Raw genomic sequence first — 15,066 nt, forward strand, 5'->3', positions numbered from 1 at the left:
GGGTCAGGCGGCGATTGCGGCGTCGTCGGCGGGCAGGTGCGGGGCGCTCGCCTCCAGGTCGATGCGCGCCTTGACCGGCAGGTGGTCCGAGGCCATCCGGGCCAGCCTCGTGTCGTGCACCTCGATGCTGGAGATCAGCCGGGCGGGGTTGGCCAGGATCCGGTCCAGGGCGAAGATCGGGAAGCGCGAGGGAAAGCTCGGCAGGGCCGGGGCCAGCGGGCCGAAGGACGGGTCCAGGCGCAACAGCGACGAGCGCTGGCCCAGCCGCCACTCGTTCAGGTCGCCCATGAGCAGGGTCGGCCGCTCGGCGCGGCTCTCCATGGCCGCCAGGATCGCCTCGGCCTGGCGGGCGCGCGAGCGGCGCAGCAGGCCCAGATGGGCGGCGATGATCCGCAGGGGCCCGGCGGCCAGGTCCAGGTCGACCACCAGGGCGCCGCGCGGCTCCACGCCCGGCAGGCTGATCTGGTGGACGTCGCGCACGGTGCCCTGGCGGACCAGCAGGACGTTGCCGTGCCAGCCATGGCCCTTGGCGCTGCCGCGCACCGGCACGGGCAGGAGGCCGCAGCTGCGCTCCAGCTGGGCCAGGTCCAGCAGGCCGGAGCGTTCGCCGAAGCGCTGGTCGGCTTCCTGCAGGGCGATCACGTCGGCATGGATCTCGCCGATCACCGCGGCGGTGCGCCCGGGATCGAAGCGGTTGTCCATGCCCACGCATTTGTGGACGTTGTAGGAGGCGATCAGGGTGCCGGTTCCGGCGGCATGCTCGGCGCGGTAGGTGATCCGCTCCTGCTGCAGGATCGACAGGATGTGCGAGGGAAGCCGGCCGGCATGGCGCTCTCTCATTCTCTTCAGCACAGCGTTCGTCACCCTCGTCCGGGAGAAGTGTTCGGTCGCGTCCGGGCCGCGCAGCGTCCCTGCCTTCCTCTTCGCTACATAGGGGCGGCCGCGCGGATTGTCATGGGATGCCGCCGGAGGTGCGGGGCCAGGACGGATATTGCGCAGGATCAGGGGTGTGAATGTGGCGCCTCGCATACCCGGGTAGAGACAGCCCGCCCGGTTGGCGCTGGCGGCTTGCTTAAGAATCCGTGAATCTCCCGCTCACGGAAACCCGGAGGCACCCGCCTTGAGATCGACGTACCATGACTGAGGTCCTGCGCGCACGGAAGCTGCCGCGACCAGCGGCGCCGCCCTAGGATCCGACGGCGCCGGCGACCCGGCGCCTTTCCGCTCATCTTCCGATCCCCGGCCATCCGACGCACGCGCTTGCCAAAGCGCGCGAGGCGGAGCCGCGTCCTGTGGTGGGCCGGGCAGGCCAGATCCTGCACATGCCGGTTTCTTCTTCACAAGAAGAAGAAAGAGTCGGCGCTTGGCCAACTGAATACTGAAAAATACTTGCAAATTACTTAAAAATTTTTCTTGCGTCTTGGTAACAAATTGGCAATCTAACGGTCATCTCCTCGGCGGCGCCGGAATTTCCCGGGTCTCGCCCCGACCGAGAAGGGAGTGTGTGATGAAGTCCTTGAAAGTGATGTTCTGCTCGGCCGCAGTTCTCGGCCTGCTGGCGACCGCCGCCATGGCTTCCGGCGGCAGCGGCAACGGCAATGGCAACGGCAACGGGAATATCGGCAACTACAACGGCAGCTATAACGGCAGCTACAACCGCGGTTCCGACAACGGCAACGACAACGGCAACTACAACCGTGGCTCCAACAACGGCACCTACAACGGCAACCACAACAAGGGTTCCGTGAACGGTAACGGCAACGGCAACGGCAATGTCGGCTACCACAACGGCAAGTCGAACGGCAACGGGAACTACGGCTACCAGAACGGCAACGGCAACGGCAACGAGAACCACGGCTCGTTCAACGGCAAGATGAACGGCAACTACAATGCCGGCTCCAAGAACGGCAACCTGAACGGCAACGGCAACTGGGGCCGCTACAACGGGATCATGAACGGCAACCGGAACTGGGGCAGCGACAACGGCAACCAGAACGGCAACGCCAACAAGGGCAACTCCAACGGGAACTTCAACGGCCAGGGCAACCGCGGCCGCTGAGCCTGGCCGACCGGCGCGCCGGCGATCCGGCCGGCGCCCGGCCTGCTCCTGGGCAGTGTCCCCCGAGGCTCCCGCCCCGGGGGACACCCAGCCAGCAACCGAAAGGACATGAACGTGCGCTACCTGCTACTCGCCGGCGCCCTTGCCGCCCTGGCGACCGCCGGCCCCGCAGCCGAGGCCGCCCCGGCCAAGACGAGCTCCAGCTCGTTCTCCTCCTTCGCGGGCGGGATGTTCGCCAACGGCAATGTCGGCCGCAACAACACCGGCTACGGCAATGTCGGCAACAACAATTCCGGGAACGGCAACATCGGCAACAAGAACGGCGGCCACGGCAACGTCGGCAACCTGAATGGCGTCGGCAATACCGGAAAGAACAACGGCAACGGCAATATCGGGATCGGCAACGGGAGCTACAACTCCGGCGATCGCAACGGCAATGGCAATATCGGCAACTTTAACGGCATCCATAACGGCGGCAGCCGCAACGGCAACGGCAATATCGGTCATTTCAACGGCAACCATAACGGCCGGAACTGACCGGCCGCGGATACCGCCAGGCCAGGTATCCGCAGGGGAGAAGGATCGATGCGACGCCCGTCCGTCCGATGCGCCATCGCCATGGCGGCCTTCTGCGCCCTCGGGGTGCAAGGCTGGCCGGCGGTGACCGGCATGGCGCCGCTTCCGTCCAGCGCCGACGCCAGGGACGCCTTCCCGGCGGCCGACGCGTGGCGCTGGCTGGAACGGCTGCCGGACGGATCGAGCGGGGGCGAGGGGACCGCCTGGCAGGGCGGCCGGGGCAACAACAACGGCAACGGCAATGCCGGAAACAACAATGGCAACCGCAATGACGGCAACAATCAGGGCAATGCCGGCAGCGGCAACGGCCACGGGAACGGCTGGCGGGCGCGGTGAACTCCGACTCCGGCCGGAGATCGGCGCCAGCTGATCAGCCCGATGGCCGCCGAACATCTCGGCGAGGATCGAGCATCCTCACGATGATCTGCTGTCGGTTCACATCATGATTTTCGAACAGAGGATGATACGATGGCAGTCATCATTGGTGGCATCGGCAACAGCGCCGACAAGGATGATTTCATCTTTGCCGACCACGAGCACAACTATATTTTCGGCGACGCGTTCTCGACCGGCAACCCGGACGGGGTCCGCGAGGTCGGCGGCTTCCTGAACCGGCAGGGCGGCCATGACGTGATCATGGGCGGGGCCGCGCAGGACAACGTGCTGGGCGACGCCTGGGTGATCACCGCCCAGGGGCGCGGCGGCAGCGACTGGATCCATGGCGCGCGCGGCGACGACAACCTGTTCGGCGACAGCTTCAAGCTGATCGGCTGCGGCGCTGGCGGCGGCGACCTGCTGTTCGGCGGCTGGGGCCACGACAACCTGTTCGGCGACAGCTTCGAGATGTCCCACCGGACCCAGGGCGGCTCCGACAATCTCTATGGCGACCTCGGCGCGGACAACCTGTTCGGCGAGGCGTTCGAGATGTGGGACAATGCCTGGGGCACCGCCGACCATCTCTATGGCGGCCAGGGCGACGACCGGCTGTTCGGCGAAGCCTTCTCCATGAAGCACATGACCCGCGGCGGCCGCGACCATCTCAACGGCGGCGACGGCCACGACAACCTGTTCGGCGACGCCTACGAGATGTCCGGCCGCGCCTGGGGGCAGAACGACAAGCTCGAGGGCGGGGCCGGCTTCGACAACCTGTTCGGCGACGCCTTCGAGGCGGGCCTTTCCGAGGCGGCGCTCGACGTGCGCGGCGGCGACGACGTGCTGATCGGGGGCTCCGGCAACGACGCGATGTGGGGCGACTTCGCCAACGTCGCCGGCAAGGTGACCGGCGGCCGCGACGTGTTCGTGTTCGGGCCGGACAGCGGCTCCGACCTGATCGGCGACTTCGAGTGCGGCAAGGACAAGATCGACATCCGCAGCTACGGCTTCAGCGACTTTGCTGACCTCACCCTGATCGACAACGGCTCCTCGGCCGTGACGGTGGTGCTGGATGGCACCGGGCGGAACCAGATCCTGGTCCAGACCCTTTCCCAGGAAGCGCTGGAACTGACCGCGCGCGACTTCCTGGTCGCCTGAACGGGCGCCCGCCGACCGAAAGGCGGGGCCCGGCAGCAGTCCCGGCACGCCCCCCGGACCAGGCCCGGTCCGGGGGGCGTCCTGCTGCTTGCCCGCAAGGGCCCGGGCCAGCGGACCGGCGGCGCCCCAGGGAAGGCAGGGTCATTCCGTCAGGATAGTCCGGAAGCGTGTATGTAGAAATTCATGAAAACCGGGGTGATGGACCGGAAGAACGGGTGATGCCGAAGCATCGCAAGAGAAATCGGATGGTGGTCTTCTTGAAACGTGTGGCAGGAGAGACCACCTCGTCATTCATCGGGGTCCGGGCCCCTCTGGCGGTTCCTGTCGGGACTGCGATGTCGGACTCTTCCACATGAAGAGCTTCTAACGGAAGCTCCGAACCTGGGAGTTCTTGATGCACACCGCATCCATGGACATGAACACGGCGCGCCACGGCCATCGATCCGCTGCCGGCGACCGCCAGCGCTCGATCGGCGACGCCCGCAAGCGCCTGGACCGCCTGGCGACGGTGCTGGACAGCGCGTTCCGCGTGCCGGGCACGCAGATCCGGTTCGGCGCGGATTCGGCCCTGAACCTGATCCCCGGCGCCGGCACGATCGTCGCCCAGGGCATGTCCGCCTACCTGATCTGGGAAGCCCGCCGGCTCGGTGTGCCGAACAGGCTGATGGCGCGGATGATCGGCAACCTCGTGGTCGACAGCGCCATCAGCGCGGTGCCGGTGATCGGCTGGGTGGGCGACGTGTTCTTCAAGGCCAACCTGAAGAACGTGGCGCTGCTGCGCGAGCATCTCGACCGGGAGGACCAGGTCCTCGATTTGCGCGCCGACCGTGCCTCGGCTGGCTGAGCCTCCAAGACGACAAGTCCGTCGCCCAGGACACTGTCGCCCCGATCCCGTCGCCATGGCCGGCAGGACCCGGCCGGGGCGTCCAGCCTTTGTCGACGAACCCGGCGAGGCGTCCATCGGACCGCCGACGGTGCCGGGGAATGTCCCGCCCGGCGGGCAGGCAGGGCGCTCGACCGCGCTTCAGCCTTTGGCGCCCGGGTACAGGTCCGAACCGGCGGACTCCGATCCACCATCGACGTTTCATGGCGGCCGGGTACCGGGCCTGGCGCCGGTTTCCGTGCACGATGAAGGGCGGTCTCCAGGAAGGCCGGCATCCGGAGCGGGGTTTCCGGTACACGATCGAGGATGAGCTCGCGACGTCGCCCCGGGTGTTCAAGGGCAGCGAGCTGATCGGCAACTACGCCTTCCTCACCGGCGACGAGCGCTACGGCTATGTCAACGACCTGATCTTCAGCGACGACGGGACGACCGGCTATCGCGCCTGTCCCCATCATGGCTGGCCGCCCAACCAGATCGGCTACCACCTGCCTTGCTCGCGCGACGAGATCACCGTCATCGATACGTTCGACTACGACCAGATGAGGGGGGCGGGCTCACCCTAGGGCTCCGGCAATGCCGCCAGCGCAAACGACAGCACGACCACGGGCGACATGGAGGACCTGTCGTCTTCATGAGCGTGGTGGACCGCCCCACCCGTACCGGCAGGCCCACGGGTGGGTCGCCGTCCATCCGCCGGAAGCAGGGGGCCTGCTACCCCTCGAAGCGGCTGGCGGACTCCCGGTCATGCTCGTAGTGCCTGGCGAGCGGAAACGGCGGCAGCCAGGATTCGCGCCGGACGATCCAGCTCTCATAGGTCGGCATCAACTGGTCCGGTGCGTCCAGGGCCCCCAGGGCCACCTCGGTCTCGTCACCGGTGCGCGCGAACACGGACGAGCCGCAGCGGGGACAGAAATGCCGGCCGGCATAGTCCCGGGTCTCGCCTTCAATGGCTACCGCCTCCTGCGGAAAGATCGCGGTGGCCTGGAACAGGGCGCCATGATGCTTGCGGCAGTCCAGGCAGTGACACAGGCCGACCCGCCATGGGCGGCCCGTGGCCACGATACGGACATCGCCGCACAGGCAACCGCCGGTGAACCGCTCCATGCAGCATCTCCTCGTCGGATCAAGCGGGCGCTCCCGAGGCAGGCCTTGCGGCCTGAGCGAGCCCTCCGGGCCGGCTGCATCTTGATCGGATCCCTGCCTGTCGCCTAGCATCCCGTTCATGGGGAATGCGATCTCCCCACGAGGCGACAGCCGAAGAATCGCGTCCCGCACCGACCACGGAAGGACGCGCCATGTCGTCGACCACCACCATCGCCATCGCCAAGCTGCAGCGCCTGATCGGCACCCCGAAATGCCCGGTGCTGGTCGATGTGCGCACCGAGGAGGATTTCGCGGCCGACCCGAGGCTGATCCCGGGTTCGGCCCGGCGGCCGCATGCCGGCGTGGAGGCGTGGAGCGGCGCCCTGAGCGGGCGTCAGGCGGTGGTCATCTGCCAGCAGGGTCGCAAGCTGAGCCAGGGGGTCGCCGCCTGGCTGCGCCACCTGGGGATCCCCGCCGATGTGCTGGAAGGCGGCTTCGCCGCCTGGGCGCAGGCGGGGCTGCCCGCGGTGCCGGCCGCCCGGCTGCCCGCGCCGGACGCCCGGGGGCGCAGCGTCTGGGTCACCCGCGCGCGCCCGAAGATCGACCGGATCGCCTGTCCCTGGCTGATCCGCCGCTTCATCGATCCTGGTGCCGTGTTCCTGTTCGTCGCGCCTGCCGAGGTGGAGGCCGTGGCCGAGCGGTTCGGGGCTGCGCCGTTCGACACGGAAGGGGTGTTCTGGAGCCATCGCGGCGAGCTTTGCACCTTCGACGTCATGCTGGACGAGTTCGCGCTCGGCACCGAGCCCCTGCGCCGGCTGGCGCGGATCGTGCGGGGCGCCGACACCGCCCGGCTGGACCTGGCCCCGGAAGCGGCCGGCCTGCTGGCGGCCTCGCTCGGCCTGTCGCGGATGCATGCCGACGACCTGGAGCAGCTCGACGCCGGGCTCGGCCTGTACGACGCCTTCTACCGCTGGTGCCGGGACGCTACCGACGAGACCCACAACTGGCCGGGTCGGAAGGGAGCGGCCCCATGAGCGCCGCCCTGGAGGGCGCAGCCGCCGCCGAACGGGCCGCCCAGGCGGACCTCGCCATTCCGGAGGAGGCGCCGCCGTCGCTGGCGGACGCGTTCCGGGTCTGGCTCCGGATCGGGCTGCTTTCCTTTGGCGGGCCGGCCGGGCAGATCGCGCTCCTGCACCGCGAGGTGGTGGACCAGCGGCGCTGGATCGGGGAGCGGCGCTTCCTGCAGGTCCTGAACTTCTGCACGCTCCTGCCGGGCCCGGAGGCGCAGCAGCTCGCCACCTATCTGGGATGGCTGATGCATGGCGTGCGCGGCGGGCTGCTGGCCGGCATTCTGTTCGTGCTGCCGGGGGCCATCGTCATGCTGGCGCTATCGGCGGCCTATGTGCTGCTGGGCGACGTGCCGCTGGTGTCCGCGCTGTTCTTCGGCCTGAAATGCGCGGTCCTGGTGATCGTGGTCGAAGCCCTGCTGCGGGTGGGGCGCCGGGCGCTCCATGGGCGCGCGGCATGGGCGCTGGCAATCGCTGCCTTTGTCGCCCTGTTCGTCCTGAACCTGCCCTTTCCCCTGGTGGTGCTGACCGCGGGCCTCATCGGATTTCTGGCGCCCGGCGCCTTCGATGGGAACGGCCATGGCGAGGCCAGCGGCGACCAGCCGGCCTTGATCGACCGGATGCTGGTCGCCGATCCGGGCCGCCCGGCGCGGCTGGCCGCGCGTGCGCGGCTTGCCGGCGGCGTCGGGCTGGGGCTGTGGCTCCTGCCGGTGGGCCTGCTGCTAGGCACAGGCGCCGGCACCTATGCCGACATCGCCTGGTTCTTTTCCAAGATGGCGGTGGTCACGGTAGGCGGGGCCTATGCCGTCCTGGCCTATGTCTCCCAGGACGCGGTGGCGGCCTATGGCTGGCTGTCGGCCGAGGAAATGCTGGCCGGCCTGGGCCTGGCCGAGACCACACCGGGGCCGCTGATCCTGGTGCTGCAGTTCGTGGGCTTTCTGGCCGGGTTCCGTGCGGCCGCGCCGCCCACCGGGCTTTTAGGCGGCGTCGCCGCCTCGGGCCTGGTGCTGTGGGTCACCTTCGCGCCCTGCTTCGTGTTCGTGTTCCTGGGCGCGCCGGCGATCGAGCGGCTGCAGAACAATCGGGCGCTCGCCGGGGCGCTGGCGGCGATCACCGCTGCGGTGGTGGGCGTGATCGCCAACCTGGCCGCCTGGTTCGGCCTGCGCGTGCTGTTCGGCGAGCTGCAGCCGGTCGGGTTCGCGGGTCTGAGCGTCGAGCTGCCGGTGCCGGCCTCCCTGGACCTTGCCGCCTGCTCGCTGGCGGCGCTGGCGGCACTGGCCCTGTTCCGCCTCCGCCTGGGGGTGGTCAGGACCCTGGCGCTGGCGGCCCTCGCCAGCCTGCTGCTCGGCCTGGTGCTTGGAGAACTTTCCCTGCCAGCGCCCTGACCGCCCGTGCGGGCGGCCAGGGAACGGGGTCAGTCGAACAGGCCGAACACCTTCAGCGCGGTGTAGAGGCCCAGCAGGATGATCGCCAGGCTGCTGATCACCAGGGCGGCGTTGAACAGGCCGCCGCCATGGATGCGCGGGTCGGTCTCAGTCTGGCGCAGGTACCAGACGGCCACGACGGTGCCGAGCAGGAACACCCCGGTCATCACCCCGCCGATCTGGACCATCAGCACCGGCGACTGGATGAACAGGTAGGCGCAGCCCCACACGATCGGCAGCGCCACGGTGAAGATCCGGATCCAGCGGGTGCGGGACCGGGTGTCCTGCCAGTCGACCAGGCCCACCACCGACAAAAAGTTCACGTACATGCGCGACCAGCTGGGCACGGCGGCCCACAGGGTCGAGCCCAGCACCGCGAACGAGCCCAGCAGGAACAGGATCGCGGCCCATTCGCCCAGCGTGTCGGTGTACATCCGCGACAGGGTGGTGATCATCTCGTTGCCGACCGGCACCAGACCCTGCGGGCGCAGCACGGCGGCGCCCATGATGAAGAAGGCCAGCGTGCCGAAGGTGTAGATCGCCCAGGACACGAACGCGTCCTTGTACATCACGGCGATCCAGCCCTTGGCGCGGCGCGCCCAGGCCTCGCTGCCGTCGTTCGGGCCGACATTGCGGGCATAGCCCTTCTCAATACACCAGTAGGTGTAGAAGGTCAGCTCGTCGGCGCCGACGCCGGTGATGCCGAACATGGCGATGGCGGCGCCGATCGTTCCGGCCGGGATGGCGAAGGCCAGGCCGCCCATCAGCTCGTCCATGCCGTAGGCATAGGGAGTGAACGGCAGGCCCAGCGCGATCACGATGGTGACCACGCTGAAGATCACCACCAGGAACACGGCACCCCGCTCGATCAGGCTGTAGCGGTTGGAATAGAGCAGGGCGATGCTGGAGGCGGCGGTGACCACGGTCCAGAAGGTCAGCGAGGTGGTGCCGAGCGGGTCGCCGCCGACCGGCAGGAGGATGCTGAGCGAGGCCGCGGCACCGCCCAGCACGCCGCCGATCTGCAGCACCTTGGAGAGCGCCATCAGCACCCAGAGCACGTTGATCCAGCCGACCGGGCCGAGCTTGGGCGGGACCTTGTTGTAGCCGGTCAGCGCCGGCTGGCCGGTGGAGATCGTCCAGCGGGCCAGTTCCACCTGGACCGCGACCTTCACCAGCGTGCTGAAGATCACCATCCACAACAGCGCGAACCCGGCATGGGCGCCGAGCGTGGTGGTGGCGATCAGCTCGCCGGAGCCGACGATCGAGGCGCTGAGGATCAGGCCCGGGCCCAGATGCTTCAGGCTGTGCTTCCAGCCGACCGGCGGTTCCTGGATGCCCTCGGGGGTGAGATGGTAGGGGTCGTCGTCATGGGCGCGGTAGGCGGTGGCCGCCACCGCGTCAGCTTTGCTTGCCAAGTGCAGCTTCCCTGAAGGAGCGAGGATCGGCGGGCGGCAAGGGAGTTGTCGACGATCCCGGGTCGGCGCCGCCGGTGGAACGGCTTGAACCAAACCTGTCAACTTCCTGCCATCACTAAAGAATGTCCGGCCGATGACGAGAGGGTCATCCGGACCGGCAGGGCCTTCTGCTTGCTGGGCGCCGGGCGGTATGCAGGGGGATTGCCTGGGTCACCGGAGGCCGGGGAAAGGAGCTGGATGACGATGGGCGGCGGCGAGATGGTCAAGGCCTGCCCGGTCTGCCGCGCCGGGGCGGCGCTGCCGTTCTTGAGCGTCGGCGGGCGGGACTATCGGCGCTGCGCGCAGTGCGAGGCGCGCTTCCTCGATCCGGCGCAGCTTCCGGCCCCGGACGAGGAGCGGGCCGAGTACCTGCGCCACCAGAACGATCCGGACGACCCGCATTACCGGCGCTTCCTGGCCAGGCTGGCGGAGCCGCTCCTGGCGGCGCTGGGACCGGAGCTGGAGGGGCTGGATTTCGGCTGCGGGCCGGGACCGGCGCTGGCGGCGATGCTGCGCGAGGCGGGCCACCGGGTGGCGCTGTACGACCCGTTCTTCCACCCGGACACGGGCGCGCTTTCCCGGCGCTACGACTTCGTCGCCTGCGCCGAGGTGGTGGAGCATTTCCACGATCCGGCCGGCATGTTCGACCGGCTGGACGGCCTGCTCCGCCCGGGCGGGGTGCTGGGGGTGATGACCTGCTTCCAGACCGACGACGCCCGCTTCGCCGACTGGCACTACCGGCGCGACCCCACCCACGTCGTGTTCTACCGGGCCCGGACCTTCGCGGTGCTGGCGGCGCAGCGAAGCTGGAGCTGCGCCATTCCCCGCAAGGACGTGGCGCTGCTGCGCAAGCCCGGCACGGGCTGAGCGGCCGGCAGGGCTCAGCCGATGCTCTCGCCCGCGTCCTTGGCGGCAAGGGCGCCGATCGCCGACCAGTCCAGGTTCTCGCCGCCCTGGGCCAGCAGGGCCAGGAAGCGGTCGCGCAACAGGCTGGCCAGCGGCAGCGGCACCTGCAGTTCCTCCGCGGCGGCCAGCACCAGGCGGATGTCCTTCTGGCCGAGCGGGGCAGCGAAGCCGGCCGGCTCGAACTGCCGCTCGGCGATCAGCCGGCCATAGGTGCGATACACCGGCGCGCCGAACAGGGTGTTGGTCAGCACGTCCAGATAGGCGGCGCGGTCGACCCCGGCCTTGCCGACCAGGGCCATGGCCTCGCCCAGCGATTCGATCACGGCGGCGATCAGGAAATTGCCGCTGAGCTTCACCAGGTTGGCGGCATCCGGGGCCTCGCCCACCACGAAGGTCTGCCGGCCAATCGCCTCGAACAGCGGCGTCATTGCCTGCACGGCGTCGGGATCGCCGGCCGCCACCACCGACAGCTCGCCGGCGGCCGCCACCTCGGGCCGGCCGAACACCGGGGCGGCGACGAAGCGCTGGCCGGCCGCTGCATGGTCGGCGGCCAGCCGGCGGGACAGGGCCACGCTGATGGTGCTGCAGGAGACATGGGTCGCGCCCGGCGCAAGGCTGGCCAGCACGCCGTTCTCGCCATAGGCCGCGGCCTCGACCGCCTCGTCATTGGACAGCATGCTCACCACCGCCTGGCCCCGGCAGGCCCCGGCGATGTCGGCGGCGGCGACAGCGCCGGCCTCCACCAGCGGCGCCGCCTTTGCGGGCGTGCGGTTGAACACGCTCACCTCGTGGCCGGCGCGGACCAGGTTGGCGGCCATGCCCGCGCCCATCCGGCCAAGGCCGATGAATCCCAGCTTCATCCTTGCTCGTCCTTCGGTTTTCAGCGGAACTGCTCGTCGACCGGGACCCGGTACGCGGCCACCAGGCGGTTGGTCTCGTTGGCCATGCCGATCACCGCGGCGAGCTCGGCGAACATCTCCGGGGTCATCCCGGCCTTGGCGGCGGCGGCCGAGTGGGAGGCGATGCAGTACTCGCAGTCGTTGGTGACGCTCACCGCGACATAGATCAGTTCCTTGACCAGCGGCGAGAGCGCGCCGTCGGCCATGATCTCCTTGATGCTCGCCCAGGTGCGGCGGAGCGTCTTCGGGTCGTTGGCGAGGTACTTCCAGAAATTGTTGACGTCCTGGACGTTGCGGCTGGCCTTGATGTCGTCGAACACCGCGCGGACTTCCGGGCTGGCGTCGGCATACTCGATGGGGGCGGGGCGGGGCATGGCGCGGCTCCTGGTGGCGGCCCGGCACGGGCCGGGGCGTGCCCCCTGGTTTACGGAGATCCGGGCGCGCCGGCCACCGGTCGGCACGCCCCTGGGCGCGGGTCAGGCCGCGAAGTCGGCGGGCTTGAGCTCGGTCACGCCGTCGAGCTGCAGGACGATGGGCGTGGCGACATGGAAACCCGGGCGGCCGACCGAGGCCAGGCTGGTCAGCGCCACGCCCAGGTCGATCGTGAGCGTCTGATCGGCCAGGGCCACGCCGGCGTCGCCGGCGCCGACCACGCCGTCGGCGTTGCTGTCCAGGGCGGCAAAGCCCACGGTCTCCAGGCCGCCATCGTCGATGATGGCGAATCGCAGAGGACCGATCAGGTCGCTGCCGGTGGTGAAGTCGGTGATCCGGGTCTGCCCGCCGCCGGCGAACTCCTGGTTTCCGCTGCTATAGTCCATGGTGAGGGCATCCGCGCCCGCCCCGAAGGTGACGGTCGCGTCCAGGCCGGCCAGACCCAGCAGGCTCACCCGGTCGTCGCCGCTGCCGGTGTCGATGCTGTCCTTGGCATAGGCGGTCACGACGTCGTCGCCATCCTCGCCCGCCACGACATTGGTGCCGCCGCCGGCGTCCAGGAAGTCGTCGCCCAGGCCGCCATGCAGCAGGTCGTCGCCCAGGCCGCCGCGCAGGTCGTCCCATCCGTCCCCGCCCCAGAGCTGGTCGTTGCCCTCGCCGCCATCCAGGAAATCGTCGCCGTCGTTGCCGAACAGCTGGTCGTCGCCCGGTCCGCCGGACAGCCGGTCCTGGCCGATCCGCCCGCGCAGGACGTCCTGGCCATCCCCGCCATGCAGGGTGTCGTCGCCTTCATTGCCAAACAGCAGGTCGTCGCCGATGCCGCCGTCCAGGATGTCGTTGCCGGCAGCGCCGAACAGGCGGTCGTCGCCCTCCTGGCCGTGCAGCATGTCATGGCCGGCCTCGCCATAGAGGGCGTCGTCGTTCATGCCCCCCGCCAGACGGTCGTTGCCGTCCCGGCCATACATCGTGTCCTTCGAGCTCGTGCCGACCAGGTCGTCGTTCCCTGGCGTGCCAGTGATCGTGGGCATGGTTCGTCTCCTGTGTCAGACGGGAGGATCCAGGCAGACCGGCAGCATGTGATCGTTGAACTCCGTCCAGCTGGTCCCGGAATAGAGCTTGCCGGCGGCATTGTAGAAGCGGCCGGAATTGTTGGCGTTGTCTTCGCTGAAGGTCGGCACCGCGCGCGGGCTGCACGGCCAGACCTGCGGGATCGGGATCTCCGGCCGCTGCGCGGCGCCGCCCGGCATGAAGGCGCGGCCCTGGCTGGTGTCGACGGTGCCGTCCGACTTGGTGCGGTGCAGGTTGAGGTAGCGGTGCGGGTTCTTCTGCAGCTGCATGGCGAAGGCGGCGCCGCTCTCGGCGACCAGCTCGATGACGTAGCGGTAGGACGAGGACAGGGTCAGCCTGGGCGAGATCGCGAGCCGGCCGTAGCGGATGATGGGGATCGCCTGCTCGAACTGGGTCAGGGTCGGCGAGGTCCGGCTCGACAGGTTGGAGGGGGTGATGGTCAGGGTGGTCCCGGCCACCACGTTCTGGCCGAACGCCACGAAGGTATCGACCGGGAACGCCTTGAACGGGCCGCTGTCGCTGCCCCGGCCGAGCCGGAACACGTCGCTGCCCGAGGCGTAGGGAGGCGGCCAGACCTGGGTATAGGGCGTGACGGTGCGGCCGGACGTGCTGGACACCCGCAGGATCCGCACGCCCAGGCGCCGGTTCAGCGCGTAGCCGGCCAGGCTGGTCCAGCGCCAGGCATGGACGGAGATCACGTCGACGGTCTCGCCGGAAAAGCTCGAGGGCGGGGTCAGGACCTGGCGCAGGCGGCGGGTGCCGAACAGGAGCAGGGCAGGGCCCCGGTCCGCCGCGGCGGGCGGCGAGGTGGGCGCCGTCCCATTCGGGTTGGTGGGGTTCTCGTCGAACAGGCCGTTGCTCGGGCTGCCGCTGGTGTAGCGGCCGCGATAATACCAGGGCTGCCCGTACCAGGTGCCGTCGCTGTAGCCCAGCATGTAGAACGGAACCATGCCCCGGGCACCGCCGGAACTCGCATCGCTGCTCGGCTGCTGGGTGTCGGGAAGATATTGCCGGACGGCCAGGAGCCGATCCATCGGCGCGTTGGACGCGCTCAGGCCCGGATGGGCGGCCGCGGCCGAGAAGGCGTTGTTGTCGAAGGAGAAGTTCCGGGTCGGATCCGCCGCTATGTTGACGAATTCCGCCAGGATCCACTCGCCTTCGGAGACCCGCCACGGGCCGCCGTCGGCGGTGACGTCGATGTAGACGAACGCGGTGCCGCAATACATCGAGACGCCGTTGAGCGGCTGCACCCGGTTCATCCAGGCCTGGACATGCAGGCCGCCCTGCAGCTCCGGGCTGTCGGGCACGCCGGAGGGCGAGGAGGCCGGGTCCAGGATATCGAAGCCGTTGACCTGGCGGCCGGGCTGGTAGCCCTGGGCTCCGGGCGTCACCACGCCGGCGGCGAGCTGCGCGCCCTTGGGCGCCCCCCAGTCGGTGCAGCGGAAGAACCGGACCAGATAGGTGCCGAAATTGCCGCCGCTATGCCCGTCGGTGGGATCGGAATGCTGGCGGGCACCCTGGGTCTGCCACAGGAAGCGCTCCACCGTGCCGCTCTTGGGCGCCTGGAAGGAGAAGTAGTGTCCCGCCTGCCAGCGGATGTTGGCCTGGGTCGAGGCGTAGATCGGGCAGCCGATCAGCCGGTACTCGGGAAGCGTCATGGCGCGGTCACCCCCTTGCCGCCCGGC

16 protein-coding genes are annotated in these 15,066 nt (G+C 69.3%); 9 read left to right on the forward strand and 7 right to left on the reverse strand.

What is annotated here, in order from left to right:
• Nucleotides 1-3: 3 nt before the first annotated feature.
• On the reverse strand, nt 4-840 hold the full coding sequence (locus GEMRO_RS0117345; RefSeq protein ID WP_027135023.1) for an endonuclease/exonuclease/phosphatase family protein: 837 nt from the start codon (nt 838-840) through the stop codon (nt 4-6).
• 667 nt (nt 841-1,507) lie between these two features.
• On the opposite strand from GEMRO_RS0117345, the gene GEMRO_RS32800 reads away from it, so the two are divergent.
• The 6 genes from GEMRO_RS32800 (at nt 1,508) to GEMRO_RS0117375 (ending at nt 5,611) form a co-directional block, all read left to right on the forward strand.
• Entirely contained in the window at nt 1,508-2,059 is a 552-nt protein-coding gene (locus GEMRO_RS32800; RefSeq protein WP_157505622.1) for a hypothetical protein, read from the forward strand.
• Between the two features lie 108 nt (nt 2,060-2,167).
• On the forward strand, nt 2,168-2,596 hold the full coding sequence (locus tag GEMRO_RS34945; protein ID WP_051329178.1) for a hypothetical protein: 429 nt from the start codon (nt 2,168-2,170) through the stop codon (nt 2,594-2,596).
• A 48-nt stretch (nt 2,597-2,644) separates the two neighbouring features.
• Complete coding sequence (locus GEMRO_RS0117360) at nt 2,645-2,971, forward strand: hypothetical protein (protein WP_157505623.1); 327 nt, start codon at nt 2,645-2,647, stop codon at nt 2,969-2,971.
• A 132-nt stretch (nt 2,972-3,103) separates the two neighbouring features.
• The gene (locus GEMRO_RS0117365; protein ID WP_027135025.1) at nt 3,104-4,165 is read left to right on the forward strand and encodes a calcium-binding protein; all 1,062 of its coding nucleotides are present in this window, start codon (nt 3,104-3,106) and stop codon (nt 4,163-4,165) included.
• A 394-nt stretch (nt 4,166-4,559) separates the two neighbouring features.
• Nucleotides 4,560-5,009, forward strand: coding sequence for a DUF4112 domain-containing protein (locus GEMRO_RS30250; protein WP_084507090.1), 450 nt, complete (start codon nt 4,560-4,562; stop codon nt 5,007-5,009).
• A 284-nt stretch (nt 5,010-5,293) separates the two neighbouring features.
• Nucleotides 5,294-5,611, forward strand: a complete 318-nt coding sequence (locus GEMRO_RS0117375; protein WP_157505624.1) for a hypothetical protein — start codon at nt 5,294-5,296, stop codon at nt 5,609-5,611.
• A 148-nt stretch (nt 5,612-5,759) separates the two neighbouring features.
• On the opposite strand, the gene GEMRO_RS0117380 is transcribed toward GEMRO_RS0117375, so the two are convergent.
• Nucleotides 5,760-6,152 carry a GFA family protein gene (locus GEMRO_RS0117380; protein WP_027135027.1) on the reverse strand — a complete coding sequence of 131 codons (393 nt, stop codon included), beginning with the start codon at nt 6,150-6,152 and terminating at the stop codon, nt 5,760-5,762.
• A 191-nt stretch (nt 6,153-6,343) separates the two neighbouring features.
• Here GEMRO_RS0117380 and GEMRO_RS0117385 point away from each other — a divergent pair, with 191 nt between their 5' ends.
• Together GEMRO_RS0117385 and chrA are read left to right on the forward strand one after the other, a co-directional pair.
• A complete protein-coding gene (locus GEMRO_RS0117385) occupies nt 6,344-7,165 on the forward strand; it encodes a chromate resistance protein ChrB domain-containing protein (RefSeq protein ID WP_027135028.1) in 822 nt (273 codons plus the stop codon).
• A complete protein-coding gene (chrA, locus tag GEMRO_RS0117390; RefSeq protein ID WP_027135029.1) occupies nt 7,162-8,583 on the forward strand; it encodes a chromate efflux transporter in 1,422 nt (473 codons plus the stop codon). The genes GEMRO_RS0117385 and chrA overlap by 4 nt, the downstream gene beginning before the upstream one ends.
• A 29-nt stretch (nt 8,584-8,612) precedes the next feature.
• Here the strand turns inward: chrA and GEMRO_RS0117395 are convergent, their stop codons facing one another.
• Nucleotides 8,613-10,037, reverse strand: a complete 1,425-nt coding sequence (locus GEMRO_RS0117395; protein ID WP_240476710.1) for an Nramp family divalent metal transporter — start codon at nt 10,035-10,037, stop codon at nt 8,613-8,615.
• Nucleotides 10,038-10,274: 237 nt separating this feature from the next.
• On the opposite strand from GEMRO_RS0117395, the gene GEMRO_RS0117400 reads away from it, so the two are divergent.
• Complete coding sequence (locus tag GEMRO_RS0117400) at nt 10,275-10,943, forward strand: class I SAM-dependent methyltransferase (protein WP_051329180.1); 669 nt, start codon at nt 10,275-10,277, stop codon at nt 10,941-10,943.
• 14 nt (nt 10,944-10,957) lie between these two features.
• Here GEMRO_RS0117400 and GEMRO_RS0117405 read toward each other — a convergent pair whose 3' ends face one another.
• From GEMRO_RS0117405 to GEMRO_RS0117420, 4 genes are all read right to left on the reverse strand, one after another.
• Entirely contained in the window at nt 10,958-11,842 is an 885-nt protein-coding gene (locus GEMRO_RS0117405; RefSeq protein WP_027135032.1) for an NAD(P)-dependent oxidoreductase, read from the reverse strand.
• 20 nt (nt 11,843-11,862) lie between these two features.
• Nucleotides 11,863-12,255, reverse strand: a complete 393-nt coding sequence (locus GEMRO_RS0117410; protein WP_027135033.1) for a carboxymuconolactone decarboxylase family protein — start codon at nt 12,253-12,255, stop codon at nt 11,863-11,865.
• Between the two features lie 102 nt (nt 12,256-12,357).
• Nucleotides 12,358-13,341, reverse strand: coding sequence for a calcium-binding protein (locus tag GEMRO_RS32805; RefSeq protein ID WP_051329181.1), 984 nt, complete (start codon nt 13,339-13,341; stop codon nt 12,358-12,360).
• Nucleotides 13,342-13,356: 15 nt separating this feature from the next.
• Nucleotides 13,357-15,039: a hypothetical protein gene (locus tag GEMRO_RS0117420; RefSeq protein WP_027135034.1), complete on the reverse strand. Its 1,683-nt coding sequence runs from the start codon at nt 15,037-15,039 to the stop codon at nt 13,357-13,359.
• Nucleotides 15,040-15,066: the final 27 nt, after the last annotated feature.

It is taken from the genome of Geminicoccus roseus DSM 18922 (assembly GCF_000427665.1).
In the GTDB taxonomy this organism is placed as follows: domain Bacteria; phylum Pseudomonadota; class Alphaproteobacteria; order Geminicoccales; family Geminicoccaceae; genus Geminicoccus; species Geminicoccus roseus.